The 25510-nt window shown below is 59.3% G+C and carries 14 protein-coding genes; 4 read left to right on the top strand and 10 right to left on the bottom strand.

The features are described 5' to 3' along the window. Window positions 1–7 precede the first annotated feature (7 nt). Entirely contained in the window at window positions 8–1144 is a 1137-nt protein-coding gene (locus tag L0U79_RS03440; RefSeq protein WP_233840493.1) for an acyltransferase, read from the bottom strand. A 223-nt stretch (window positions 1145–1367) separates the two neighbouring features. On the opposite strand from L0U79_RS03440, the gene L0U79_RS03435 reads away from it, so the two are divergent. From L0U79_RS03435 to L0U79_RS03425, 3 genes are all read left to right on the top strand, one after another. After that, window positions 1368–2960 carry a carboxylesterase family protein gene (locus tag L0U79_RS03435; protein WP_233840492.1) on the top strand — a complete coding sequence of 531 codons (1593 nt, stop codon included), beginning with the start codon at window positions 1368–1370 and terminating at the stop codon, window positions 2958–2960. A 250-nt stretch (window positions 2961–3210) separates the two neighbouring features. Next, complete coding sequence (locus L0U79_RS03430; RefSeq protein ID WP_233840491.1) at window positions 3211–3876, top strand: response regulator transcription factor; 666 nt, start codon at window positions 3211–3213, stop codon at window positions 3874–3876. Window positions 3877–3878: 2 nt separating this feature from the next. Further along, complete coding sequence (locus L0U79_RS03425; protein WP_233840490.1) at window positions 3879–5723, top strand: ATP-binding protein; 1845 nt, start codon at window positions 3879–3881, stop codon at window positions 5721–5723. A 120-nt stretch (window positions 5724–5843) separates the two neighbouring features. On the opposite strand, the gene L0U79_RS03420 is transcribed toward L0U79_RS03425, so the two are convergent. From L0U79_RS03420 to L0U79_RS03395, 6 genes are all read right to left on the bottom strand, one after another. After that, a complete protein-coding gene (locus tag L0U79_RS03420) occupies window positions 5844–6668 on the bottom strand; it encodes an FkbM family methyltransferase (RefSeq protein ID WP_233840489.1) in 825 nt (274 codons plus the stop codon). Window positions 6669–6973: 305 nt separating this feature from the next. Beyond that, window positions 6974–8956: a hypothetical protein gene (locus tag L0U79_RS03415; protein ID WP_233840488.1), complete on the bottom strand. Its 1983-nt coding sequence runs from the start codon at window positions 8954–8956 to the stop codon at window positions 6974–6976. Between the two features lie 678 nt (window positions 8957–9634). Beyond that, entirely contained in the window at window positions 9635–11197 is a 1563-nt protein-coding gene (locus L0U79_RS03410; RefSeq protein ID WP_345778412.1) for a sulfotransferase, read from the bottom strand. Window positions 11198–11301: 104 nt separating this feature from the next. Next, the gene (locus L0U79_RS03405) at window positions 11302–14388 is read right to left on the bottom strand and encodes a carboxypeptidase regulatory-like domain-containing protein (protein ID WP_233840487.1); all 3087 of its coding nucleotides are present in this window, start codon (window positions 14386–14388) and stop codon (window positions 11302–11304) included. Window positions 14389–15032: 644 nt separating this feature from the next. Further along, the gene (locus L0U79_RS03400) at window positions 15033–15698 is read right to left on the bottom strand and encodes an epimerase (RefSeq protein WP_233840486.1); all 666 of its coding nucleotides are present in this window, start codon (window positions 15696–15698) and stop codon (window positions 15033–15035) included. A gap of 20 nt (window positions 15699–15718) precedes the next feature. Then, entirely contained in the window at window positions 15719–16348 is a 630-nt protein-coding gene (locus L0U79_RS03395) for a TetR/AcrR family transcriptional regulator (RefSeq protein ID WP_233840485.1), read from the bottom strand. A gap of 145 nt (window positions 16349–16493) precedes the next feature. Between L0U79_RS03395 and L0U79_RS03390 the strand changes: the two genes are divergently transcribed. Continuing rightward, window positions 16494–17471 (top strand): SDR family NAD(P)-dependent oxidoreductase, encoded by a 978-nt coding sequence (locus tag L0U79_RS03390; RefSeq protein WP_233840484.1) that lies wholly within the window; start codon window positions 16494–16496, stop codon window positions 17469–17471. 24 nt (window positions 17472–17495) lie between these two features. Here the strand turns inward: L0U79_RS03390 and L0U79_RS03385 are convergent, their stop codons facing one another. From L0U79_RS03385 to L0U79_RS03375, 3 genes are all read right to left on the bottom strand, one after another. Beyond that, complete coding sequence (locus tag L0U79_RS03385) at window positions 17496–19352, bottom strand: sugar-binding domain-containing protein (RefSeq protein ID WP_233840483.1); 1857 nt, start codon at window positions 19350–19352, stop codon at window positions 17496–17498. A gap of 104 nt (window positions 19353–19456) precedes the next feature. Then, on the bottom strand, window positions 19457–21844 hold the full coding sequence (locus L0U79_RS03380) for a GH92 family glycosyl hydrolase (protein WP_233840482.1): 2388 nt from the start codon (window positions 21842–21844) through the stop codon (window positions 19457–19459). A gap of 75 nt (window positions 21845–21919) precedes the next feature. Then, complete coding sequence (locus L0U79_RS03375; RefSeq protein ID WP_233840481.1) at window positions 21920–25102, bottom strand: TonB-dependent receptor; 3183 nt, start codon at window positions 25100–25102, stop codon at window positions 21920–21922. Window positions 25103–25510: the final 408 nt, after the last annotated feature.

Here is a 25510-nt window from a genome sequence, read left to right as displayed (position 1 = left end):
CTTTCCCTCAAGATGTCGGCTCGACCGTGTATCGCTGTTGCCGCTGCGCCCACATTTTGCGCACGGGTTCGCGCCATTGCAGGAACGGTTGTTCGACTACGTAGTGAAGTGTCGCTCCGACGGCAAGCACGGTGACCGCGTAAATCAATACGGTCCACACACCATGCCCTTCCACCCAGGGCGCGAAACGACCATGCAGCTGTCCGTAAACCATTTTATGCGTGAGGTAGAGGCTGTACGACGCTGCCGCAAACCATGCGGCGCCGGGAACGCGAAGGTGAGCCAGCACACCGCGTCCGCTCGCCGCTCCTGCCACCAGCGCCGTCATCGCTACGGCTAGCAACGGGTAACCGAATACATTCGCGGTCAGATCAAACCGTTGCTGCCCGTTGAAACCCCACATGCACGAGCCGGTGAGTGCGACGCCCGTCAGCGAAACCACATTTGCATGGCGCTCGATCCACGCCCAGCCCCGCGTTCGATAGCAGCAGGCGGCGGCCAGGGCAACGCCGCCGAGCAGATCGTCCAGACGTGCATAAGTGGGGTAGTACAGGAAGCGCAGATAGGCGTCGCCCGCTTCGTCGCCATTCGACTGCACGGGTTGCACGAAGTGTATCCAGAGCCAGGCGCGAAGCACGACGCCGCCGAGCACCAAAGCAGCGATGGCTATGGCGCCGCGCCTTACGCGACCGCCTCCCACAAGGAATAACGCAAGCAGCGGGAACAGGAGATAGAACTGCTCTTCCACGCATAACGACCACGCGTGCGAAAACGCGACACGGCTAGGATCGATAAACACGTTGAGCGTATAGGTGAGGAACTGCCACAACGGCATCATGCCCTGCACTTCGCGCATCGAAGGCCATGTGACGTAGATGCCGAGCACCACGAAGTAGGCGGGCAAGGTTCGAAAGCCGCGCCGCAAATAGAAGTCGACAAAATCCACGCCGCCGCGGGAGATCAATGCGTTGAAAACCTGCGAGCCGATCAGGAAGCCGGACAGCGCAAAGAACAGGTCCACGCCCATCCACCCGCTCCAGCGCATCACACCGCCGCCCATATATCCGGCGATGTAGCTGTGAAAGGGCATCACCCACAAGATGGCGATCGCTCGCAGCAGATCGAGTCCGGGTTTTCGTTCCATGAGTTCCCCGTTTTGCGGACTGGCGGCCGTGCAGTGCGGCGTGCGCTTTGCACGATTTTCTCGCGCCTCGAATGCTCTAGTTAGCGTGAGATTTGTGGCGACGCCATGGCGCAGGTCTATCCCAGCCGTGGCATTCGCGGCAACACGCCGCTGGCGTCAAGCGAGCGGAAGCGAATAAAGTCCCGAGATAACTCCCTGCATCGCTCATAGAGAGAGCCAGCTCATGTCCCCCGTGTCCATGCGTATGCGTTGCATTCTTCCCGCTGCTGTTTTCGCATTCGCGGCGGCTTCGGTTGCGGCTGCCGATTCCGCGCCCACCGTCGTCACCGCCACAGGCAGTTTGTCGGGCACGCATGACGCCGCAACCGGCTTGAACGAATTCATGGGCATCCCGTACGCCGCGCCGCCGGTTGGGCCGCTGCGATGGAAGCCGCCGCAACCCGTCAAGGGATGGACGGGCACGCGGCAGGCGGATCGTTTCGGACCGCGCTGCATGGAGCGCGGTCTTTACGACGACATGGTGTTTCGCTCGAATGGCATGAGCGAGGATTGTTTGTATCTCAACGTGTGGACGCCAGCGAAAAGCTTGAACGAAAAGCTGCCGGTGCTGGTGTATTTCTACGGTGGCGGTTTCAACGGCGGCGACGGCTCGGAGCCGCGTTATGACGGCGCCGCGCTCGCGCAGCGCGGCATCGTGACCGTGACCGTCAATTATCGATTGGACGTGCTCGGCTTTCTCGCGCTGCCCGCGCTCGCCAAGGAGTCGCCCGAACATGCGACTGGCAACTACGGTCTGCTCGATCAGGCTGCCGCCTTGCGCTGGGTTCAACGCAATATCGCCGCGTTTGGCGGCGATCCCACGCAAGTGACCATCGGCGGAGAATCGGCGGGTTCCATGTCGGTATCCGCACTCATGGCGTCGCCGTTGTCGAAGGGCTTGATGCAGCGCGCGATCGGCGAGAGCGGCTCGATCATCAGCAATTTGAAACCGCGACCCTTGGCGCTTTCCAAACAGCAGGGCGAGGCGTTCGAGAAACGCGCGGGTGCGCAGTCGCTCGAACAGCTTCGCGCGATGGATGCTCAAGCACTGCTCGAAGTGGCCGGCGAAAAAGATGTGCCGGAGTTTATGCCGACCATCGACGGCTACTTTTTTCCCAAGCCGCCCAAGGTGATCTATCAAGCCGGCGAGCAGGCGCATATTCCGTTGCTGGTGGGCTCCAATTCGCAAGAAGGCAAATACACCAACTTACTCAACGATAAAGCGCCGACGCCTGCGAACTATCGCGCCGCGTTGGAAAAGAAGCTGGGCGTGAACGCTCCCGAAGCGTTGAAGTTCTATCCCGGTAAGACCGAAGCGGAGGTCAAAACCTCGGGCACGGATTTCGAGGGCGATGATTTCATCGCCTTATCGACCTGGCAATGGATGAATCTGCATCGTAAAACCGGACAAGCGCCGGTGTATTACTACTATTTCACGCAGGCGCGCCCGGCCAAGCGCGATGGCAGCGCGGGTGCGGACGAAGGTGCGGTGCATAGCGGCGAAATCGAATACGCGCTGGGCAATCTGTCCGGCAACCATGTTTATGCATGGCGCCCGGTCGATGAGCAGGTGTCGCAGATCATGCAAGGCTACTGGGCCAACTTCATCAAGACCGGCAATCCCAACGGCGCAGGCTTGCCGAACTGGCCTGCCGCGACAAGCAAGGACGGCGGCCTTTTACGCCAGGTGATCGGCGCGGACACGCACACGATTGTCGACCACCATGCGGCGCGTTACGAATTTCTGGATCGCGTCGAGGCCAACGTGCATCTGTGATGACATCGCGGTGACACCGCAGAACGATGGTCTTTGCGCGGTGCCACGAGACCATCTTTTTTTTCGCGTCTAAATATCTAAATTTGCGGCCACGCAAGCTTTCTCGAAGCCCAGCAACACGTTAGCTACGCTTGCGTTGGCCTTGCGGTTGTAGCGTTCGCGCGCGTACCCGCTTCGTTTGTCGTTCGAGTTGGGTACCATTAGCCCCAAGCAGTCAGGGGTGGCAGGCGTGGTCGTTGCAGGGGAAACGATGGGATTCGAGCGCGTGTTGATCGTCGAGGACGATCCACACACGCAGCAACGTCTTGTTCAATTGCTGCTTGAACTGGTTGGGTCCGTTGACAACATCGCCATGGCAGGCGGCGTCGCCGATGCGAAAATTGTCGCCGCGCAATTCGCACCGCAGCTTGCGCTGATCGATATCGGGCTGCCCGATGGCAGCGGGCTCGAACTGATCGCCTGGATCGCGCAACATCATGCCGACACCATGACGGTTGCGATCTCCGCGTGGGGTCACGAGGAAGTGGTGTTGACGGCGCTACGCAGTGGCGCGGTCGGTTATTTGATGAAAGAACGCGACGACACGGAGCTGCGGGCCTCGCTGCAGGCTATCCGTCGCGGCGGCGCCTTGATCGATCCGCTGATCGCGCGCCGCATTCTCGCGTTTGTTTCGCTCGCGCCCGCCGCATCGCCTTCCGCTGCGCCCGCGGAAAGGAGCGAGAGTCGGTCGCTATCCGATCGCGAATCGGAAATTTTGCAGTTCGTGGCGCGCGGATTCAGCAATCGCGAAATCGCCGAACTCACAGGGCTTTCGCGCTTCACCATCGAAGGCTATACGAAGAGCATCTATCGCAAGCTGGCGGTCAGCTCGCGCACGGCGGCGGTGTTCGAAGCCAAATCGATGGGATTGCTCTAAGCATGCGCAAATGGTTTGCCCTGTGGCTCGTTTGCGCGTGGTTCGCGTGTCCCGCGTCGGCGCAACAGACGTTGGCGTCGAACACCGCAACCATCGACATTCAAACTGCCGATGCCGCGCCAGCCGATTGGCCATCGCAGACGCCTCCTGTGGACGGCTGGACGCCGGTAACACTGATCGATTTCTGGGATACGCGGTGGCCGCATCACAACGGCGTGGTGTGGTATCGCTTGCGCTGGAATCAGGCCAGCGCCGACAAGCCGGTGGGATTGCTGATCGACTACATCAATAGCGCCTACGCGCTGTACCTCAACGGCAGTCTGGTCTATAGCGATACGCATCTCACCGAGCCGCTTTCGCGCAGCTGGAGTCGTCCGCATTATTTTCTGGCGGATCGACCGCTGCTGCGCGCAGGTCAGAACGAATTGCTGGTGCGTGTGTCGGGCTTTTCCTCCTATCAGCCCGGACTCGGCGTGGTTTCGGTCGGAAACCCGGTACTGATCCAGGAGCGCCAGCGTCGCGGCGAATTCCATCGCTACGACACGAAATGGTTCGATCAATCGGTTGGCCTGGTGTTCGGCGGATTGTTTTTCATACTTTGGCTGATGCGCCGGCAGGACAGCTACTACGGGTGGTATGCGCTGAGCAATCTGTTTTCCGCGCTGTACGGCATCAATGATGTCGTTTCCAGCCCGTGGCCCTTCGATAGCACCGATGCGTGGCAGGCGATCATCGCCGCAACATGGGCCGTGTCGGCGGTGACATTTTCGATTTTTCTGCTGCGCTATGCCGGCAAGCGGTGGAAACGCATCGAGCGGTGCATGCTTCTTTTATGTGTCGCGCTTTTGGGTGTCGCGCTGCTGTTTCCGCATCAAGCCGGCCCTTACCGCAATATCGATTTTCTTATCGGGGCGTGCACGTATTACGTGTCGATTCTCGGCTTTATCGGCTACGCCTTGCGACATCGGCGCGCGGACAACGTCGCGCTCGCGGCAAGTCTGTTGATTCCTATCATTGTTTCTGTGCATGACTTGCTGTTGCTTTTCAACATCTTTCACAGCGATATCTATTTATTGTCGGATACGTCCTCGTTGACCATCATCGGCATGGGTGTCGCACTGGCGTATCGTTTTGCGGCAGCCATGCGTCGCGCTGAAAATTACACCGTGGAACTGCAGCACGAAGTCGACGCCGCCACACAGACGCTGTCCGAAACGCTGAAGCGTGAGCACGATCTGGCCATCAACAATGTGCGCATCGGCGAGCGACTCAATCTGGTGCGCGATTTGCACGACGGCTTCGGCGGCAGTCTGCTATCCGCCATCAGTACGCTCGAAGATCCGCGCCGTCCGCCGGAAGCCGGACAAGTCGTCGCCACGTTGAAGGAACTGCGCGACGATTTACGCCTGATCATCGACACCACCACGCACGAGCAAGATAACGATCTGGCCGCGCTGATCGCGCCGCTTCGGCATCGCTGGAGTCAACGTTTCGAAGCCATCGATATTGAAGACCGTTGGGCGATGGAAGGTGTCGACGGCTTGAATCTCGGCACCGCGCGCGCGTTGGAGTTGCTGCGCTTTCTGCAGGAAGCGCTGACCAATGTGTTCAAGCACAGCCGCGCATCGCAGGTGCTGGTGCGTATTCGCCGCGACGGCGACACGCTGAGCGTGGAAGTGCGCGACGATGGGCAAGGTTTCGACGCGAGCTATACGAAAACGCATGGCGCAGGCTTGCCCAGCCTGCGTGCTCGCGCGACACGGCTCGGCGCAACGTTAAGCGTTACTTCGTCGCCGGGAACGGGGGCCTATCTGAGTTTCGCAGCGCCCTTATCCCCGATCGCTTAGAACTGTTTATGCAGCCCGACCTGGATACCTTGGTCGTGCGCGTGCGGCATCAGCAGATATGGACATTCGGTTGGACACCCCGAAACGGGCATGGCGCGGTAAGCATCCCTCTAAAAAGGGCTATTGCGCTGTCGTCTGCATCCAGTCGGGCAGCGCAATGATGAAGCTGTAAAAATCCGGCGCGATGCGGCTGGTCTGGACGATTCTGGTTTGCTCGCCCTGCACGATGCGCTGCAACGGCGTGACGAGGAATTTCAGCGCCGACGGCAACGGCAGCGGATATCGCCTGACGGTGGCGAAGCTTCTATAGCCGAACTCCTTCAGCAACGACAGGATCTGCGATTCGCCGTTCTTGAAGTCTTCGACGTGCTGCTCGAACAAAATGATCGGCTTGTGTTGCTGAATCACGTTTTTGGCGCCTTGCAGCACTTTGTATTCGTGGCCTTCGACATCAATCTTGATCAGCTTGACGTTGTCGAACTCGCGAAATGTATCGAGCGTCGTCAGCATGATATCGACCGATCGCGCATCTCGCAGCTCGCCGATGGTCGAGCGGCCGAAATTGTTCGCCGGACCCGACAAGATCGCGCTGCCCTCTTGATCGGACAGGCCAACGTTGTGGCACGTCAGGTTGTCGACAAGTTCGGCGTTGAGCGACAGCACTTTGAAGATACGCGGATGGGGCTCGAAGCTCACCACGCGTTTGAAGTGACTGGAGAAATACAGGCTGTGATTGCCGATATTGGCGCCGATATCGATCGCCGTGGCGTCTTTTAAATCGACGCCGCTCGACTCAAGCCATTCGAAAAAGGTATCGAGGTCGTCTTTCTCGTAAACGCCGTTGAGATTGATGTTGTGCGCAATAAAGTCGAACGAAAACACCACCAGTTGCTTTCGGTGCTCAGCAATGTGTTTGTTCGATTGCTGCCGAAGCAGCTGAATCATGCCCCATCGATAACATTCTTTCGCAAATGCCAGTCGGCTGTGCCTTTTCTCGAAAACGAGCGTCGCCGCATCGTGTTGCGTCATGGTCGACATCCTTAAATAACCGGACCCTGTGTCGAACGTTGCCGCGGTACGTTAGCTCACATGCTTTCGAAGCGCACCTAAAAAAAGACCAGCGAAGAAGTCTTCGCTGGTTCACCAATGGGTGATTACCGGGACTTTTCATGAACTTCGCAACGACGGCGCACGGGAAATTCAGCAGCATGCGTCGACATGCTTTTCACTTCCCGTGCACCGATGTTTGACTATTGCACCAGCGTCATCGCCGCGATCTGCACGTTGGCGTTGTTCGGTAGCGTGATGCTCTGAACGGTCTTGGCGTTGTTGAGGCTGAGTTTGTAGTTGTAGAGATAGAACGTGCGGCTGTCGCGACCGCCGCTATACGTATCGCGGTACGGCAATTTCGCCGCCTGCAATTCGCCGGCATAACTTTGCGGCGTGAACCAATCGCTGATGCTTTGCGTAAAGGTCGAGCTGGTGCCGTCGGTGTAAGTCACCTTGAAGGTTTGCGACGTCTGGCTTCCGTTCACCGCAGCCGCGAGCAGTTGCAGGCTGGAGAACTGACCAGCCGGCAACGTGATCGTCTGACCCGTCGCACTGACGTCGTTGGCGGCGTTGGCGGCGCCGAAGCGATACAGCACGTCGTTGAATTCCAGCGACGAACCGAACAGCTGCGCCGAATACGCATCGCCGACATTGTCGACGCCGCCGGTTGACGAGAACGTTGCCCCGTCGTTGTAGATGCCGGTTTTGTTGAACGCCGATGCAAGACTGACCGGCGTCGCGTTGATCGACGGATTGCTCAGCGCATACGACACGACGACCACGTTGCGATTGTTCGGCAAAGTGACGCTCTTGACCGTCTTGGTGCTGTCGATCGGGAACGCATAGCCGTACAGATAGAACGTGCGGTTGTCCTTGGTACCGGTGCTGGTGTTGCGATACGCCATCGTGACGGCCTTCGCCTCATCCGGATAACTCGACGGCGTAAACCAATCGCTGATGCTCTGACTGATCACCGTGCTGGTGCCGTCGGTGTAGTTGACTTGGAAGGTTTGCGCCGTCTGACCGCCATTGATGCCGGTCGCCAGCACGCTCAACTCGCTGTACTGGCCTTGCGTCAGATTGAGGGTGCCACCGCTTTCGACATTGACCGTGTTGGCCGCGCCGATGGTGAAGGTAGCGCCGTTCCACGTCTGCGATGTGCCGAGCAGGTTGGAGGAATACGCGTAACCGTTGCCGTCGAGTCCACCGGTGCTGAACGCCGTTCCGTCGCTGTAGATGCCATAGATGCCGGTGGTCGCGGTGTTGCCGCCAACACCGGTATTGATGGCGCTGGCGTACGCGGCCGTTTCGTTGCCGCCGTTATACGTTTTGCCGACGATGTCGTCGTACAACCATAGGAAGCCACCGGTGATCGAGCATTGCGAATGCCAGCTGCTCATCTGGCTTTGCATCTGCGGCGGCGTGTCGTTGCTGTCCCACAACCCGGGATAGACCGGCACACTGCCGAAACTCCAACCCGAGCACGGACTGTTGCCCGCACCACCGGAATACGCTTGCAGATGCACGCCGTCGACCGTGCCGGCGAGCTGGGTGTTGATCTGCGACACCACCGATGTCCAATACGACGCGTTGGTGTACGGCGAAACCGTCACGTGATAACCGAGATTGCCCAGCATTACCGCAAACGCGACGGTTGAGGCGGAGTCGTAACTGTTTTCGTCGTCGAAATCGATCGCATCGACCGACGGCAGCGCGGCTTTCAGCGCTTGGAAATCTTTGTAGAGAATGCTGCTCGGTCCCGTGCCCTGCGAATTGACCAGGGCCTTGATGTCCTGGAAATCGCCGACGTTCGACGAACCGATGCTGAGCGTGATGCGTTTGGGCGTGCCCTGCTTCATCGTCACCAGATCTGCGGCGAACGATGGATACGTGTTATTGCCGACATAAGTGCCGCCGGACGTAAGCGGAAATTCGCCGTTGAGATTCAGATCGCCCGCGGAGCTCACTTCGACGCTCCACACGATCACTTCGGTGAAACCGGAGTTTTCGATCTCCGAAATATTGGCCGCTACGTGCTTGTACAACGGGCCGCCGCCATAGATGCCGGTATAACCCGTTGTCTGCGCATTCGCGCTACCGCACGCGAACGCCAGCGCCGTAACAGAAAGCAGCGCTAACGACGTGCGACGCAACCGCGAACGACGACTCTTCGTATGCTTCATGGACACGCTCCCCAAACATGGATTGGACGAAAACGCGCGGATTGCCAAACAAGCCCGATACATCAGATGCGCGGCCAAAGGCATTCGGCGCTGCTGAGAAATCACATTGCGAACGGTGCTGCGACACGAGGGGTTTGCCGCAACACCATCCGACTTAGGAATCGAAACGCAAACCGTCGAACATCGACATCGCGCTTGCATCGCATGTCGCCTCCCTCTTTGGCGACACGGTTTGAAAGACGCAAAACCTCCCTGAGCCATGGCTGTCGCCATGACCTTTCGGCACTGCTTTCAGAGATACGCAAACCGACCCAATCACCGGCGTGTGCTGCAGGCGACGCCGCCTTGTCACGCCTTTCCCCAGAGTCCTCCGGATACTGATTTTTCAATCGATCCAAATGCCCGTGACAACGTTGGACTAAAATCACGAGCGAGCTAATGAATAAGGCAGTAAAAAGGCAATGTCAACAAGAATTTATATCGATTCAAATTTAGATTTTCTAAATGCATCTTGTTGAAAGATATGAAAGTTTTGTCAAAACGCTGCTGCACAACAGCACGGTCAATTAGATCGATCTAAGCAATTCATGGATTTACTGGATGCTGCGTCCGCATAATCGGTGAATAAATCCGTTTAAATGCGACGACAGCCAAGTAGGCTGGAATGAAAATTCCAGCCTATAAAGGCGGAAGACCGAGCGCTTCGCGCAATGGATTCAATAGCGCGCCGTAGCGCGGCGCGCGCGCCGTGTCGGTGCGCAACGGTTGCCGCACTTGCATGGCGCTCGGCGTACCGACTGAGCGCTCCGTTTCGTTGAAGCGCAAGCACGCTTCTTCGAATGGCAAACCGCAAAATGCCAACAATGCGCGAATGGAATGCTCGGGATCTTTGAGCAAGTCTTCGTACACGTGTTCACGCACATGCGCGCGTTCTTTCTGCGTCCAATAACGTGCCACGGCATCGAGGCTGCGCCAATACGATGCGAGATCCGCAAACGAACGCGTGTAGTCGTTTCCGGGAAAATACTGCCGGTAACACGAGAAACACGTTTCGAGTGCGTCGCGGCGACTGATGACGATGCGCGCGCCCGGCAACATCGCGCGAATCATGCCGATATGCATCCAGTTGTTCGGCAACTTGTCGGTGAAGATCGGACGCTGTTTGCGCCAACGTGCGGTGCGCTCCAGATACCGCTGTCCTAGCGCGAACCAATCCTCCGAGCCCATATCCGGCAGCCAGTGCGGGTAGGCTTTTTTCCGTTTGTTCGACTCCTCCGCAATCAGCATCGGCAAGTCCGTCAATTCGGCGGCGCCTTCGACGCTGGAGTGCGATGCGAGAATTTGTTCGATCAGCGTCGAGCCCGAGCGCGGCATGCCGACGATAAAGATCACTTCCGCACCGAGATCTTGTCCTGCGTGAGTTGTGCAGGCCGTGGCGCGAATTGAATCGATCGTTGCAGCGACGGCCGCAGCGTTCCATGTTCGATGCTGTCGCGCGATATCGTTCGCCGAAACCAGTGCTTGCAGCGATTCGCCATAGCGGCCTTGATCGTCCATCGCCTTGGCCAAAGCGAAACCTAGGGCGATGCGATCACCGTCGTTCGCACGCGGATGCGCGAGCGCGCGCTGCATGGCGTCGCTGTCGCTGCGATCCAAGCGCAGCGTTTTGATTTCCGCCAAACCCCACCACGCCATCCCGGCCCACGGTTGCTCGGCGATCAGCTTGCGGTATTCGGCGATCGCTTCGTCACGGAAGTTGTCCATGCGCAGCAGGTCGGCGAGTTGCGCGCGTGCCGCAGCGTAGTTCGGCGCCACGTCGACGGCGCGTCGCAGCGCGTCGCGTGCTTCGTCGAAGCGCGCGCTGCGCGTCAAAAACAGGCCGAGGTTGTACCAGGCCATGACAAAGCCCGGTTGAAGTTCGCAGGCGCGACGCAGTTCGTCGATGGCTTGATCGATATCGCCCACGTCCGCCAGCAGGATGGCGTATGCGTTGCGATACATCGCGTCGTGCGGGCATTGTTCCAGCGCGCGTTGCATCGCGCGCAAAGCAGCGCCGCGTTCGCCGCGCATGCTGAGCAAACTCGCATGCAGTCGCAGCACTTCCGGATGGTCCGGATGACTACCCAGCACCGGCGCCAAGTGTGCGGCCGCCTGATCGGGACGATTCGATTCCAACGCTTGCGCCGCAGCCATCACGCGATTCGCCGCTTCGGAATCCAGACTTTGCAGTAGCGAATTCAAATCCGTCTCCGGACGCCAGACGTGGCGTGAGCGCAAAACAAAGATGCCTCCATGCAATAGGGACATGGAGGCATCGATGTTACAGCGAGTACAGCGTCAAACGATCAATGGAACTGCCAGCGGAACACCAATTCGCCGGTGCGCGGCTGCTGGAACGTATTGGGCTGCATAAAGTTCGGATTGAACTGCCCGTTGCCGTTGCTCATGTTGGTGACGTACGAGGTAACGGTGTTGGAGTTGAACAGGTTGAGCACCTTCAAATCCAGCGAGAAGGTGTTGTTGGGGATCTCCCAGTCGTAGCCGATATCCAGATCCACCTGCTTGTACGACGGCAGACGACCGTAGCTGCCACGCGTGTAGTTGATGGTGTTGGAAATCGGCGATTGACCGGCCAGCACGTTGGACAACGTGTTGCAGTAATACGCGTTGTTGTTGCCGAGCTGGTTGCTGCCGATCGCCAAGGTGCCGTTTTGCGGATATTGGGACAAGCAATCGACCGGACCGCCCGCGTAATACGTCAGTGCGCCGCCCACACGCAGACCCTTCAGGAAATTGTCCTGATGAGCGAACTTGTAGTAACCGAACGCCTTGAAGGTGGACGGAATATCATCGCCGAGATTGCCGGCTGCGCCTTGCAGGAAGCCCGGTGCGTTCAAGCCGCCGTCGTAGCCGGTCGCACCGGTGTTGTTACCACCGCCCGCGTAGCTGGTGGTGCCGTCGGTATTGCCGAACTCATGACGCCACGTGTACGACGCGCTGAGGTAGTACGGCTCTTCCTCGGAGTACGCGTGATCCATGGTCAGACTGAGCTGATAGATCTTGCGTCGCAGCGAGGAGAAACCGATGTAGCTGTTCGGGAAGTTGACTTGCGTCAACGGACTGTTCGGACCGTTCAACTGCACCGGAATATTGATGTCCTTGCCCGGCGTGATCAGGTACTGGCCGAGGAACACCGCGTTCGGGTAACCCTTGTTGGTGAGGTACGCCTTCAGCTGATCGATATTGTTGTAGATGTTCGGCAGGCCGGTCAGTTCGCTGGTGAAGAACGTTGCGCCTGCGGTCCAGCTGTCACCGATCTTCTGCTGCGCGTAGATCGAGAACTGCTTCAGCTTGGCGTTTTGCGTGGTGCTCGAAATGAACTGGCCGGGCGTCAGGTAATGCAGACCGCTGCCGGAGCTGCCTTGCACGGGACCAACTTGCGTCAAACCGCTCGGCGTACCGTCGGCGTTGACGCCGGTGTAGGTGTACGTGGTGTTGGTGTGGATGTAACCCTGGCCCGGCGTGCCGCCGTACGCGTTGAAGTAAAGCGGAATGCCTTCGGAGTATTCACCCGCGGTGGCGCCGATCTTCAGCGTCGAATCGCCATGGACGTCCCATGCCACGCCGACGCGCGGCAAGAAGTTGCCCTTGCTGTACATCTTGGTGTTGATGTTGTCGGTCATGGCGTAATTGTCGTAACGCCCGCCGACATACGCCGTCCAGTTCGGCGCGAAATGCCAGCTGTCGCCCAGGTAGAAACCGTAGGTGGGCGAGCTGTTGTAGTAGATGCGGGGCGCGTAGTTCAAACTTACGAACTTCGTGCCCGGCGCCACCGACACGCCGTTGATGTTGCAAGGCTCGGTCGGTCCCAAGGACGTGCTGCAGTAGCTGTACGTCCACGAATTCGCGTTCGGGATGTTCGCCTGCGCCATGGTCGGGCTGTAACGCTCGCCGCCGAAGGTGACTTCGTGGTTGTCGGTCACGTTCCAGGTGAAGTCGACGCGCGCGCCCATCATGCGGTACTTCATGTAGTACAGACTGCTGGCGCCGTTGCCGGCCGGCTGCGTCGTCTGCTTCGTGTCCGGGTTGGTGTATTGCAGATACGGAATGTCGATGCCGTACTGGTTATACGAAGAGAAGTACTGCTGCGACGTACCCGCCATCGCCGAGACGGACAACGTGTCGGTGATCTGGCCGTGGTAGTTGGCCACCGCCATGGTGTCGTGCCACGCGTTGCCGCTCCAGTTGTCCAGTCCGGGGGCCGCACTGGAAGGATCGTACGGCGTCGACAGCGCATACTGCGATTGCGTCTGCAGGTTGCTTTGACGATCGATAAAGAGATTCAACGTATGACCGGCGGCGATGTTCCAAGTGAAGTTGCCGAGGAACTGCTTGTTGCGGTTTTCGTTGAGCGTCTTGGTGTTGGAGTTGTAGGTTTCGGTCGGATTGACGCCCTGCACGCCCTGGCCGTAGTTGTTCGGCTCGATTTCGGCGAGCACGTAGTAGAACAACTTGTCCTTGATGATCGAACCCGACGCCCAGTAATCCTGCAACAGGCTCGGCGACCAATGGTTCAACTGGTTGGCGTTGGTCAGCTGGCCGTTGTAGTTATACGTGTTGCGCGGGTTTTCGTTGAGCGTGCCGGTGGCGGGCGTAAACGCCAGATCCACGCCGGCTTTGAAGTCGTTCGAACCTTGCTTGATCGTGCCGGCGATCACGCCGCCCATGGCGCTGCCGTATTTCGCGTCCATGCCGCCATCGATGGTGGAAACGGTCGCGAGCGCTTCGTTCGGAATTTTGTCCGGCACCGAACCCTGCTGCATGTCGGTGACGTTGAACTCGTTGAGGAAGTAACGGTTCTCGGTGCCCGATGCGCCGTTGAACTGCGGCGCGTTGCCGTGCGAGCTGGTGACGGCGGCGACATTCGCCTGCATCGAGGCGACGGTAAGCAGGTCGGGATTGATCACCGGCAGACGGTTGATGTCTTTCGAATCCCAGGTCTGGATCTGCTGGCTCGTCGTCACGTCGATCGCATTGACCGTCGGCTGCGAGGCGGTCACGGTGACCGAGTTCAACTCTTTCACGTTACCCGGCGCCGCCGCTGCGGTGAAAATCGCAGCGCTGTTGGAACCGGCTTGCACCACCACGTTGCGCTGATCGACCACCTGGCCGCCGCGCAACAATTTCACGACGTAGTTGCCGGGCATCAAGCCGGTCACGTTGTAGTGCCCGTTGGCGTCGGCATGCACGGTGGCGTCGTAGCCCGTCGACGGGCTGGTGACTTCTACGTCCGCGCCTGCCGGCGAATTGCCGTACACGCCGCCGGTAATGCTCTGCGCGAATACCGGAGCGCTGACTAATGCGGCAGCCCATAGGCCAATGCGAATGCTGGCCTGCAAGCTGGTCCCCAAACGAAATTGATTCTTGCTCATTTGCCTCCCCTCACCTTTCGAATTGATTGCTGTGGTGCCCGCATTCGCGATGCTTTTTTTGGGCACAAACCGACCCCTGGGCCATGGCGGTCGCCGTGGCCTTCCGTCATACGTGTTCAGTGATGCGTAACCGACCCAACTACTGGCGCCTGCCGAGGCGAGATAACCGCCTAACCGCGCCGTCCCCTGAGTCCTCCGGATACTGATTGTTTCAATCGATCCAAATGCTGTGACAACGTTGTACCCAGTGTCACGAGCGAGCTAATCATTAGGATAGGAAAAGTACGATGTCAACAAGAATTTGTATCGATTCAAATTTAGAATTTCTAAAGATATCTTATTGATGCACAAGTAATTAGTCGGACAATTGATATTGCATGGCAACACGACAATTAGATCGATCCAAGTTTTTCCGCAAGTTATCGCTTGCTGCACCCGCAAAGAGAAATCTCAAAATTCCGGCATCCACGGTCCGCTGCGAGCCGGTTTGGCGCATGAATCGCGTTGAAACGTGCACGGTATCGCGCCCGTCGCCGAACCCCCTTTCACATGGGTTCGATCGGCGAAACGAAATCAGTTGAAGGCGGCGTTGCCGTGATTGTCGGCCGCGCGCGACATCGTTGGACAAATCAACGCATCGCGCTTCAGGGCGCCGCGCCGCGCCGCCCCAGCGCCACGAGATCGGCGCTCTCTAATACACGCTTCGTGTTGTCGTTGCGTGCGGCCAGGATCATCGCGCGTCCCAATTCTTCGGTGGTGATAACGGCGTTCGGCCACAGTTTTTGGAACAGCGGCCACAGCGGCGACAACAACGTCAGTAACACGCCGCCACCCGGCGCCTTCGAACGTTCGCCGTGCATCGGGCGCAATGCGGCCAGACGAATCATGATCGCGCCGGGCAACAGCGCGAGCAGATCGTTCTCCGTGCGGCCTTTGACTTGCGCCCACATCGATTTGCCGCCCGTGCCCATGCCGGACACGTAGAGAAATCGCATCGCAGGATTATCGCGCGCAAGTACGCGCGCCCAACCGAGCGTGAGATCGTAGGTGAGATGCGTATAGTCCGCTTCGCTCATGCCTACCGACGACACGCCCAAGCAAAAGAAACACGCATCGTAGTCGTGAAATTGGCCGGCATGCGCGTCGGCATCGAACATGTCGGGACACACGAGATCGCGCAATTTCGGATCCGAAACACCGGAAGGCTTGCGGCCGATCGAAAGCACCGCCTCGATCTTGGGATCGAGCAGACACTGACGCAGAACGCCCTTTCCCACCATGCCGGTTGCGCCGAAGAGAATCACTTTCATACACGCACTCTCCTGAAGTTTCAGGCCTTACCGCTCGATGTTGTTTTCTTATTTGCAACCGCTGGCGAATCGCTTGCAAGACCCGCGATCAAAATGTCGATCAGCCGATACGCGCGTGGCGCCCAATCATCGGGATCGTTGCTATTGGAAAAACCGAACACCGCATAGAGAAGATCCATCGGTCGAACGTCTTTGCGCACGTCGCCATGCTCGATGGCGCGTGCGATCAGGCGATCGGCAGCTTCTCGTATCTGCGTGGACGAGTAGGCAAACAACGCGGAGTTGTCGCTGGTCGCCGCATTGAGCGCGGGAAGAATGATTTTTTTCGTGCCGAGATAATCGACGAACAAGCGAAGCCACGCGCGCAACGCATCGAGTGGCGGCTTGGTTTTCAGCAGCGCGTCGACCGCGCCGGCGAGCTGTTCCACTTCGTGCCGATAAACCGCCTGAAGCATGGCGTCGCGCGTGGGGAAGTGCCGGTACAAGGTGCCGATACCCACGCCGGCGCGTTTGGCGATTTCATCCAGCGTGACGTCGCCGCCGCGTTCCGCGAACGCTTTTTTCGCCACATCGGTGAGATGCAGCCGGTTGCGTTCGGCGTCGGCACGCGGTTTGCGCGAGGTGGCGGACTTCTTTTTGGCGGTGGCCACGGGTACCCCTTGAAAAGCGGAGGATGCCTCCATATAAAATATCCGGAGCTAACCTCCGGTTTGTCGCCATCATAGCGAACCCTTGCCCCAAAGGGCATCGGCGACGGCCTTTTCCCCACGATTTTTACGGCAGAACGAGGCGATCATGAACAAATCATTCGGCGCAACATCGACGACGGACGAGGTGCTGGACGGCATCGATCTCAACGGCAAACGCATCCTGGTCACCGGCGTTTCGGCCGGCCTGGGCGTGGAAACGGCGCGCGCGCTGGCGGCCCGCGGCACCTTGGTGGTCGGCACAGCGCGCGATCTCGCCAAAGCAGAAAACGCAACGAAAGGCGTGCGCGCGGACGCACGCGGACAAGGCGGTTTGGAACTGATCGAACTGGATCTGGCCTCGCTCGCCAGCGTGCGCCGTTGCGCCGAACGCTTGCTGGAGCGCGACGAACGTTTCGACGCGATCATCGCCAATGCCGGCGTGATGGCGTGCCCGTACGGCCTGACCGAAGACGGATTCGAAACGCAATTCGGCACCAATCATCTGGGCCATTTCGTGCTGATCAATCGCATCGCATCGCTGATCAAGGACGGCGGTCGCTTGGTGAACTTGTCCTCGACCGGCCATCGCTATGCGGATGTGGACCTGGACGATCCCAATTTCGAACGCACCGAGTACGCGGAATTTATCGCCTATGGCCGCTCGAAAACCGCCAACATTTTATTTGCGGTGGAGTTCGACCGTCGCCACAAGCATCGCGGCGTGCGCGCGACGGCCGTGCATCCGGGCGGCATTCGCACAGAACTGGGACGCCATATCTATCCCGACGAGGCGATGCTTCAACAGCGTATCGACGAGATCAACGAACTGCACAAAGCCGCAGGGAAACCGCCGTTCCGCATGAAGTCGGTGCCGCAAGGCGCGGCGACGTCGGTGTGGGCAGCGGTCGTCGCCGATGCGAACGATGTTGGCGGCAGGTACTGCGAAGACTGCCATGTCGGCGCCGTCGTCACCGATTCGAACCTCGACGCGGTGAGCGAAGGCGTTCGTCCTTATGCGCTCGATGCGGATCGCGCCAAGGCGCTTTGGGCGAAGAGCGAAATAATGGTTAGCGAAAGTTTCTAACTCACCGACGCGAACGCGCAGCCGTTACGGCTGCGCGCCTGCACGGATCGTCGCTTCATTGATTGCGCGCACTTTGGCTTCGTCCACTTTTTCGATCTTGCGGTCGTAGGTGTACAGGCCATTGTGCTCGCCTTCGACATCGGTGATCTGCGTGTAGACGCTGCCCGACATGCCCTTTGGAACGCCTTTGTCGCGCAGCACGGCGGTGTTGGCGACATAACCTGCGTTCAACGCGTCGCGATCTTTCACCGCGCCATACGGATTGATCGGCGTGTTGGGCCACACGTGGCCGGGAATGCCGAGCGTCAAACCGCCGTGCTCGCCGTCGATGGCGGCGCGCGCTGCATCCGGACTGGGCAATCCGGGGCCTTGGTATTCGTGCACGTCGTACACATCGCCCGCGTGCGGATCGCCCTTGGTGTCGCAGCAGTTGGCGCCGCTGCGCGCATCGACCAGGCGCGAGGGATCGAGTTGCTTGATCTGCGCGGCGAGTTCGGCGGCGGCGGGAATACTCCACTGGCCCCAGCCTTCGTTGAACGGAATCCAGCCGATGATCGACGTTTCGCCTTTGAGTTGATTGACGATAGCGGTCACGTCCGCGCGGAAATTGGCTTTATCGGCGTCGCTGAGTTTGTCGTTGCTGCCGGTCGGCAGTGCCGGCATGTCCTGCCACACCATCAAACCGATGCGGTCGGTCCAGTAATACCAGCGCGCCGGCTCGACCTTGATGTGTTTGCGGATGGTGTTGAAACCGAGGTCTTTGGTTTTTTGGATGTCGAACTTGAGCGCGGCGTCGGTGGGTGCGGTGTAGATGCCGTCGGGCCAGTAGCCTTGATCCAAGGTCGCGAGCAGAAATGTCGGCTTGCCGTTCAACACGATGCGATTGCGTCCGCCCACTTTCTCGATGGCGATGGTGCGCAAGCCTGCATAACTGGTCACCTCGTCGTGCTGCTCGCCTTGCGTCAGCGTGGCTTTGAAGGTGTACAAGAACGGATCCTGCGGGCTCCACAGATGCGGATGCGCAATTGCCACGTGCAGCGGTTCACTGGCTGATCCGCTTGCTTCGCCCACTTTCTTTCCGTCTGCATACGCGACGACATGCAAGGTTGCGCCGTCGCTGCGACCTTGCAGTTTTGCGGTGACGTCGAAAGCATCCAAACTGCGCGCCGACGTGAACGTCAGTTGCGACAAGCTGGTCGCCGGCACCGGTTCCAGCCATACCGACTGCCAAATGCCCGACGCGGCGGTGTAGAAGATGCCGTCGGGTTTCAATCGCTGCTTGCCGATCATCACGTTCGCGCCATCGACCGGCGCGTGCACGGCCACGACGATTTCCTGCGGAGCGTGCGTGCGTAGCGCCGACGTGATGTCTGCGCTGAACGACGTGTAGCCGCCAGTATGTTGCGCCACCTGCTTGCCGTTGACGTACACGGTGGCGTCGTTATCCACCGCGCCGAAGTTCAATTGCACGTGCTGACCGTGGGCGGTGAAGGCTGCAGGAATATCCACCAGTCGGCGGTAGAACATAAAGTCCGAATGTTTTTGCACACCCGAGAGCACCGACTCGATCGGATACGGCACCAGCACTTTTTCCTTCAACGTCTGACCGAACGGCGGCGCGCTTTGTCCGTCGCTCGGCGCGAACTGCCATAGTCCGTTCAAACTGATCCATTGCGGATGTTCCAACGACGGGCGCGCCAATTGCGGTCGCGGATAATCGGGCAACGCGTTGCTCGGCGATACGTCGGCGGTCCACGGCGTCGCCAAGGGCGCCATCTTGCCGCTCCACACCGTGGCCTGATCCGTCGCCGCCATCGCGACCAACGCGAACCCCAGCGCCATGCTGATGCACGCGCACCGAACGTAGAACTTGCCCATCATTCGCTTTCCCTCATCGACGTCGCTCGAAGCGGTGTCGCGCACCGCGCACCTAAGCATGACCAATTGTCGGACAAATGTCCAAAGTCAGGAGTTTCCCGCACAAATCACGGCCTGCTAGCCGTCATCGAAGGCGGCGCATCCTGAGGATTGGCGCCCCAGGTTTTGTTGGGCTCCGGCCCCATCGTGAGCACCAAGGTCGCGCCGTTCGCGATGTCGCCCTGACGGAACCACGGTTTGGTCCACGGCTTTCCGTCGAGCGTGGCGGATTGGATGTATTTGTTTTGCGCCGAGTTGTTGCGCGCAACGATCTCGAAAATTTTTCCATTGCCCAAATGCAAGCGCACGCGATCAAAAATGGGACTGCCCAGAATGTAATCGGGGCTCGAAGGATCGACCGGATAAAAACCCATCGCGCTCAGCACATACCACGAGGACGTCGAACCTTGATCGTCCATGCCGGGATACGCGTAGCCACTGGCGTCGCTGCCGTAGAGATCGGCGAGAATGCGGCGCGTCAGCGCTTGCGTCTTCCACGGTTCGCCGCTCCATGCGTACAGATAGGCCGCTTGCTGATCCGGCTGATTGCCCTGCACGTATTCGCCGATCATGCCGGTGCAGTCGCGACAAATGCCTTTCGCCCGATACGGCGTGGAGAAAAACGCGTCGAGCTTTGCGTTGAAGGCATCGCGTCCGCCGAGCAAGTCGATCAACCCCTGCATGTCGTGCGGCACCAGCCACAACGTGGACCAGCCCGACGCTTCCTTCATCATAAAGTTGTAGTACGGCTCGCCGGGATCGAACGGCGAGATCCATTTGCCGTCTTCGGTGCGACCGCGAAAGAAGCCGACGGTCGGATCGAACATGTTGCGGTAGTTCGCCGCGCGACGCTGAAACATCTCGGCGTCGTCGGTTTTTCCGAGTCGGCGCGCGACATCCGCCAGCGCGTGATCGTCCCAGGCGTATTCGAGCGTGGTGGCGACGCCCGCTTTGCCGCCCGCGTAGGGCGGGCTGGGATTTCCCGCTGGAACGATGTCGGAAATCCAGCCGTTCTTCATGTATTCGGCGAGATACCCGCGCGGACCGTTGGGATCGGTCGCGTTCTTGCGCAGATACGCGTAAACGCTCGCATAGTCGAACGGAATGCCGCGCTGCCAAGCGCCGTCGTACATAAACACGGCGTGATCGCCGTGGAATGAGGTGTCCATGTAACCGCGTTCGCGCGCGCGATCCAATTCGGAACGCATGATGTTTTGCACCACGTCCGGCTCGATCAGCATCAACAACGCGATTTGATTGCGTCCGGTGTCCCAGAAAGGCACCGGACTGTAGTGATCGTAGTCGGCGACTTGAACGCGGCCGCTTGCATCGGTAAAGCGCGCACCTTTGCGCGCGATCAAACGCGGACTGGCGAACGAGTGATACAACGTCGAATAAAACAGCATGCGTTGCTTGGGCGTGCCGCCTTCGACTTCGACGCGGTCGAACAGCTTTGCCCACGCGGCGCGCGCTTGCGCATGCACGCGGTCGAAGTCCCAGTTTGAATCGTCGGCGTGCAGCCGTTGTTCGGCTTCCTCGGCGCTGTGACCGTGCGCGACGCGCACCAATACCTGTTCGCCATCCTTCGTGTCGAAGGTGACGTATGCGCCCGCGTAATTGCCGGATACCGTGCGCCGTCCGGCCTGCACGTCTTCGCTGCCGAATCCGTGGTCATTGTCGTTGTGGTCTGCGCGGAACGTGCCGAAGCTGGCGAAGGGGCGCGAGAACTCGGCGACGAAATAGGCACCGTCCGTATCGCGTTCTTTGCGCGTCCCTTCGGCGACGCCGCGAATGATGCGATCGCCGACCACTTCCACGTCACCACCGGCGTGACGCAAATTGACGACGACATTGGCGCGATGGCTTGCCGGAAAGGTGAAGCGCATCAGGCTGGTCCACTGCGCCGCCGTCAGTTCGACGCGCGTGCGGAAGGTGGCGAGATCGACAGCGTAATAGCCGGGCGACGCTTTCTCGCTCGCCTTGTCGTAATACGATGGCGTGTAATCGGGCGGCATCGTCCAGTCGCCCACCACCGGCATGATCATCGGCGCGGCGCGCGCGCCATACGTCGAGCCGCCGCCGGTGAAACCGATCATCGTCGGACGGCCGTAGTTGTAGGACGTGGCGACGCCGGTGGGATAGCTGAGATCGGCGTTGACGTTGACGGGCGCCGCTTCGGTCGTGCTTTGCGGCAAGCTCGCGCCGGGCGACGTCATGCCGGAATACAACATCTCACCGGGCGGCGGCGCGTTGCCGATCAGATCCTGCTGATCCAGCGGTGCGGTGCCCACCAACGGGTTGGCTTCATCGACCGCTGTCTGCGATGCAGCGTGATTCTGCGCACGACTGTTGCCGATGCTTCCGAATGCAAAGACCGCTAACGCGACGATCAGCATCGCGTGTCGTTGACGGACTGTGAGAGCGCGACGACGAAGACGCGCGCGAATTGAATTCATAACCTGCTCCACATCAAACATCCGTGCGAGACCGCGGCGAGGTCAGGCTGCGTGCCTGACCTCGCGCGTCGTTTTTCAACCGCCATCTCCGAACTTGTACGTCACGCCCAGATAGTACTGACGTCCCGCGTATTCGAGCTGGTAGAGGCGGTCCGTGGTATCGCTGCCCAAATACTCGCGCGAAGTGGAGCGCGTGAGATTGATGATCGACGCCGTCACCATAAAGTGTTTGGTGAACTCGTAGTCGCCGTTCAGATCGATCTGGTTGTACGGCTGCATGTACAACGGCAAACCGGACGACAGCCCTTCCATGGTGCGGCCGGTCCAATTGCTGGTGGCGCGCAGCAGAAGTCCGTTCTTCTCGTAGAACAACGAAATGTTCGCCGCGTATTTGGCGCTGCCGATCAGTTCGGATTTGCCCACTGCCGTATCGCCCAGCGTCACCGCGGTTTCGTTGGTTTTGTTGAGCGTGTAGTTAGCGATGTAGCCGATGCCGAACGGGAAGGTGTGCTGCGTGTAGATTTCCACGCCGCGCGACGTACCCGAGCGACCGTTGGCGTTGGTGCTGTACGACATAAAGGGCGTCGGCGTGCCGTTGACGTCGACATTCGTGTTGTTGACCGTCACCGGCACCACGAAGTTCTTCACCGTTTTCTGGAACACGTCCACGCCGACCACCGATTCGGGCGCGTAGTACCACTCGCCCGCCACATCGAACTGCGTCGCGGTGAAAGGCTTGAGGTTGATGTTGGCGCCACTGCCGTACCAGCCCGGCAAGGGCGCGCCGAACTGCTTGCGGTCGTTGTAATACGCCTGCGTGTTATCGGTCAGGCTGCCCAACTGCGCCAGATCGGTGTAGTTGGCGCGCGCCAAGGCTTGCGAGCCGGCGGCGCGCAGCACGATGTCATTCGGAAGCGTCCATGAAAAATTGAAGCTCGGAAGCAGTTTGTTGTACCGCTTGCGCAGCGAGGCGTTCGTAAACGTCTCCACGACGGCCTGTTCCTGCGGCAGATATTCGAAATCGCCTGGCGCGCACGGCCCGCCAGCGATGTTCACGCCGGTGGTCGGGCAGATCAGAATGGCCCCCTGCGGCGAGTGGTAGTACACCGCGTTGTTGGTGGTGATCTGGTCGGCGACGGTGAGATTTTGCAGCGTGCTTACAAAGCGCAAGCCGACATTGCCGCGTACCGGCCCCGTGTCGATGTTCGCCTGAACATACGCGGCCCCGATCTGTTCGCCGATGTAGGAACGGTCTTCGGGATGCGGATAAACCGTGCGGTCGTACGTCGCGTTGAGATAGTTGTAGTACGCCGGGAAATTGATCGCCGGAAAAATGTTGTCGTTGAACGCCAACGTGTGTCCGTTGAGCATGGTGGGCAACAGGAAATTGGCCGGCAGATTTCCCGCATTCGGATCGCAGGTTTGGAATTGCTCCGTGGTGCCTGGGCAATACCAGCGAATCTCGTAGTTCTCCTGCTCCGCGTGGTTGTCGCGGTATTTCAGGCCGAACTGCAGCGATTGCATCCAGCTGGAGTCGAACGCGTACGTGAAGTCGACTTGCGCGAAATTCTGCGACGTCTGCGTATCGATGTAGTTGGAGCCCGTCGAGCCGAGATCCACCTGACCTTCGCCCGCCAGCATGTTCTGCAACTGGTTCGGCGACGCGGTGAGCGTCGGCGTACCGTTCAACGTCCACTGGCTGACCTGGCTGCCGTCCACCCACTGTCCGTTGACGAAGTTGCGCGGCTTCGCCGCCATGCCCAGTTCCACCGACGGACCGCCGGTCGCCCACGTGCGACCGACGTTGAACGTAGCGCTGAGGTTGCCGCCACCGTCCCATTCGCCTTCCAGGTTGATGGTTTGCGAGAGCGCTTTTTCGATGGAGTAATTACCCGTGATCCACGGCGTCTGCGACGAACACACATCCACCGCTTGGCGTTGCGCGCCCGTAACGGGATTGGTCAGCGAATTGCAGCCCTGGCCCGGATTGGGAAGGAGATAGCTCGCGCCCGTCACGATGGTGTGCGACGGATCGAAGGTCAGCCCGTTCGGCGCAAGCAAATTGCCTTGCTGATCCGCATAGCTGCCGGTGGGCAAACCCCATTCGGGAATCTCCACCGTGTTTTCGATCTGATCTTGCTGTCGTTGGAAACGAAAGTAGTTGCCCGTCAGCAGAAAATTCGAGGTCGGTTTGAATTGCAGCGTGACCTGCGCACCTTTGGTTTTCAGGTCCAGATTGTTGCGGCTGGTGCTGAACTGCTGCGGCATCCAATAACCCGAATAACTGTTGTTGGCCTGGTCGGTCACGCCGCCGCCGGGCCACAAGTTGATATTGGGCTCCACCGAACTGCCGAACTGCTGACCGTGAACATTCACCGGCGGCTGCGTGCACGTGGTGAAGTCGGTGCAATTGTTGGACCACCAGTGCCAGTTCGACGCATTGGTAAGTTCATCGGTCGATTGGCGCTCCTGATACGAACCGGCGACCAGCACGCCGAACGTCTGCGCTTTGTTACGCCAGGACCACAACGCCGACACCTGCGGCTTGACCTTGCTGCTGTTGTCGGAGCCCGCGCCATTCACCGAAATAAAGCCGTCGTTGGCGGGCATTTCCAGCGGGCGGCGTGTATGCAGATCGACCACGCCGCCGATGCCGCCTTCGTCCAATCGCGCTTCAAGACTTTTGTAGAGCTTGATGTCGGAAAACATATTGGCCGGCATCAAGGTGTAGTTGAACGAGCGCGAGAGCGAGTCCGACGTATCGGCCGACGCGACGTAGTTGCCGTTCAATTCGGTGAGCGTAAGTTCGGGCGCGAGGCCGCGAATGCTCACCGTTTTTCCCTCGCCGGCGTCGCGGCTGATCACCACGCCGGGCACGTGCGCCAGCGCGTCGGCGATATTTTTGGCCGGAAACTGCGAGATGTTTTGCGCGTTGATGATCTCGACGATCGAATTGGCGTCGCGCTTCTCCTGCATGTTCTGGTCGATCGACTGGCGAAAGCTCGTCACGACGATGGTCTGCAGCGTGGTGGGATTATTGGTGTCCCCGGCTACTTTTTTTCCATCGGTCTTCTTGGGCTTTTTGCTATCGAACGCTTGGACCGTGGGCGGCGGCGTCGATGAGCTTGCGGGAGCCGGCGCGGTTTGCGCGGCAAAGGCAATCGCGGGCATTCCCATGCAACCGCCGAATGACAAGATCGCCAGCGCGAGCGCGGCGTACAGCGGCTTGCGTGTAGACACGTGTGGCAGGTTAGTCATTTCTCTAGATTCCCTTTCTGATTAGCGCCTTTTCTTGAGTTGGCGCGGTGATCCCCCTGTTTGATCACGTGCAGCAAAAACGCGATGAATCGTTAAGACGTACTCCCTCCTCCTCGATTTAGATCGATCCAAAATTTCGGCCGCGAACGGGCGCTCGGCGCCTCGGCGCGCGATGCTTCAACGAACGGGATGCGTTACGACGAAGGCTCCGGCGCCGATGGCGCTCAGACGCGTCCTAGTCAGAAACAGCCATCGTTGCGATGGCCGATCAATGGATGGCGCGCAACATACGAACGCAGACGCGCACGCGATTCGCGCGCCTGTCATGCCGGGAATGCTGACGATTTCTGATTGCATGTGTTGGCGTCCCTCTCGCCTCAACCGTTTCGACGGGAAGCAATACCCAGC

Source organism: Dyella sp. 2HG41-7, assembly GCF_021390675.1.
In the GTDB taxonomy this organism is placed as follows: Bacteria; Pseudomonadota; Gammaproteobacteria; order Xanthomonadales; family Rhodanobacteraceae; genus Dyella_B.
This window is presented reverse-complemented; position numbering and strand designations above follow the sequence as displayed.

Bases quoted from the DNA above. Each gene is read 5' to 3' on its own strand.
- L0U79_RS03390 (WP_233840484.1), top strand. From the start codon at position 16,494: ATGAACAAATCATTCGGCGCAACATCGACGACGGACGAGGTGCTGGAC.
- L0U79_RS03405 (WP_233840487.1), bottom strand. From the start codon at position 14,388: ATGAGCAAGAATCAATTTCGTTTGGGGACCAGCTTGCAGGCCAGCATT.
- L0U79_RS03420 (WP_233840489.1), bottom strand. From the start codon at position 6,668: ATGATTCAGCTGCTTCGGCAGCAATCGAACAAACACATTGCTGAGCAC.
- L0U79_RS03425 (WP_233840490.1), top strand. From the start codon at position 3,879: ATGCGCAAATGGTTTGCCCTGTGGCTCGTTTGCGCGTGGTTCGCGTGT.
- L0U79_RS03385 (WP_233840483.1), bottom strand. From the start codon at position 19,352: ATGATGGGCAAGTTCTACGTTCGGTGCGCGTGCATCAGCATGGCGCTG.
- L0U79_RS03375 (WP_233840481.1), bottom strand. From the start codon at position 25,102: ATGACTAACCTGCCACACGTGTCTACACGCAAGCCGCTGTACGCCGCG.
- L0U79_RS03400 (WP_233840486.1), bottom strand. From the start codon at position 15,698: ATGAAAGTGATTCTCTTCGGCGCAACCGGCATGGTGGGAAAGGGCGTT.
- L0U79_RS03440 (WP_233840493.1), bottom strand. From the start codon at position 1,144: ATGGAACGAAAACCCGGACTCGATCTGCTGCGAGCGATCGCCATCTTG.
- L0U79_RS03415 (WP_233840488.1), bottom strand. From the start codon at position 8,956: ATGAAGCATACGAAGAGTCGTCGTTCGCGGTTGCGTCGCACGTCGTTA.
- L0U79_RS03380 (WP_233840482.1), bottom strand. From the start codon at position 21,844: ATGAATTCAATTCGCGCGCGTCTTCGTCGTCGCGCTCTCACAGTCCGT.
- L0U79_RS03430 (WP_233840491.1), top strand. From the start codon at position 3,211: ATGGGATTCGAGCGCGTGTTGATCGTCGAGGACGATCCACACACGCAG.
- L0U79_RS03435 (WP_233840492.1), top strand. From the start codon at position 1,368: ATGTCCCCCGTGTCCATGCGTATGCGTTGCATTCTTCCCGCTGCTGTT.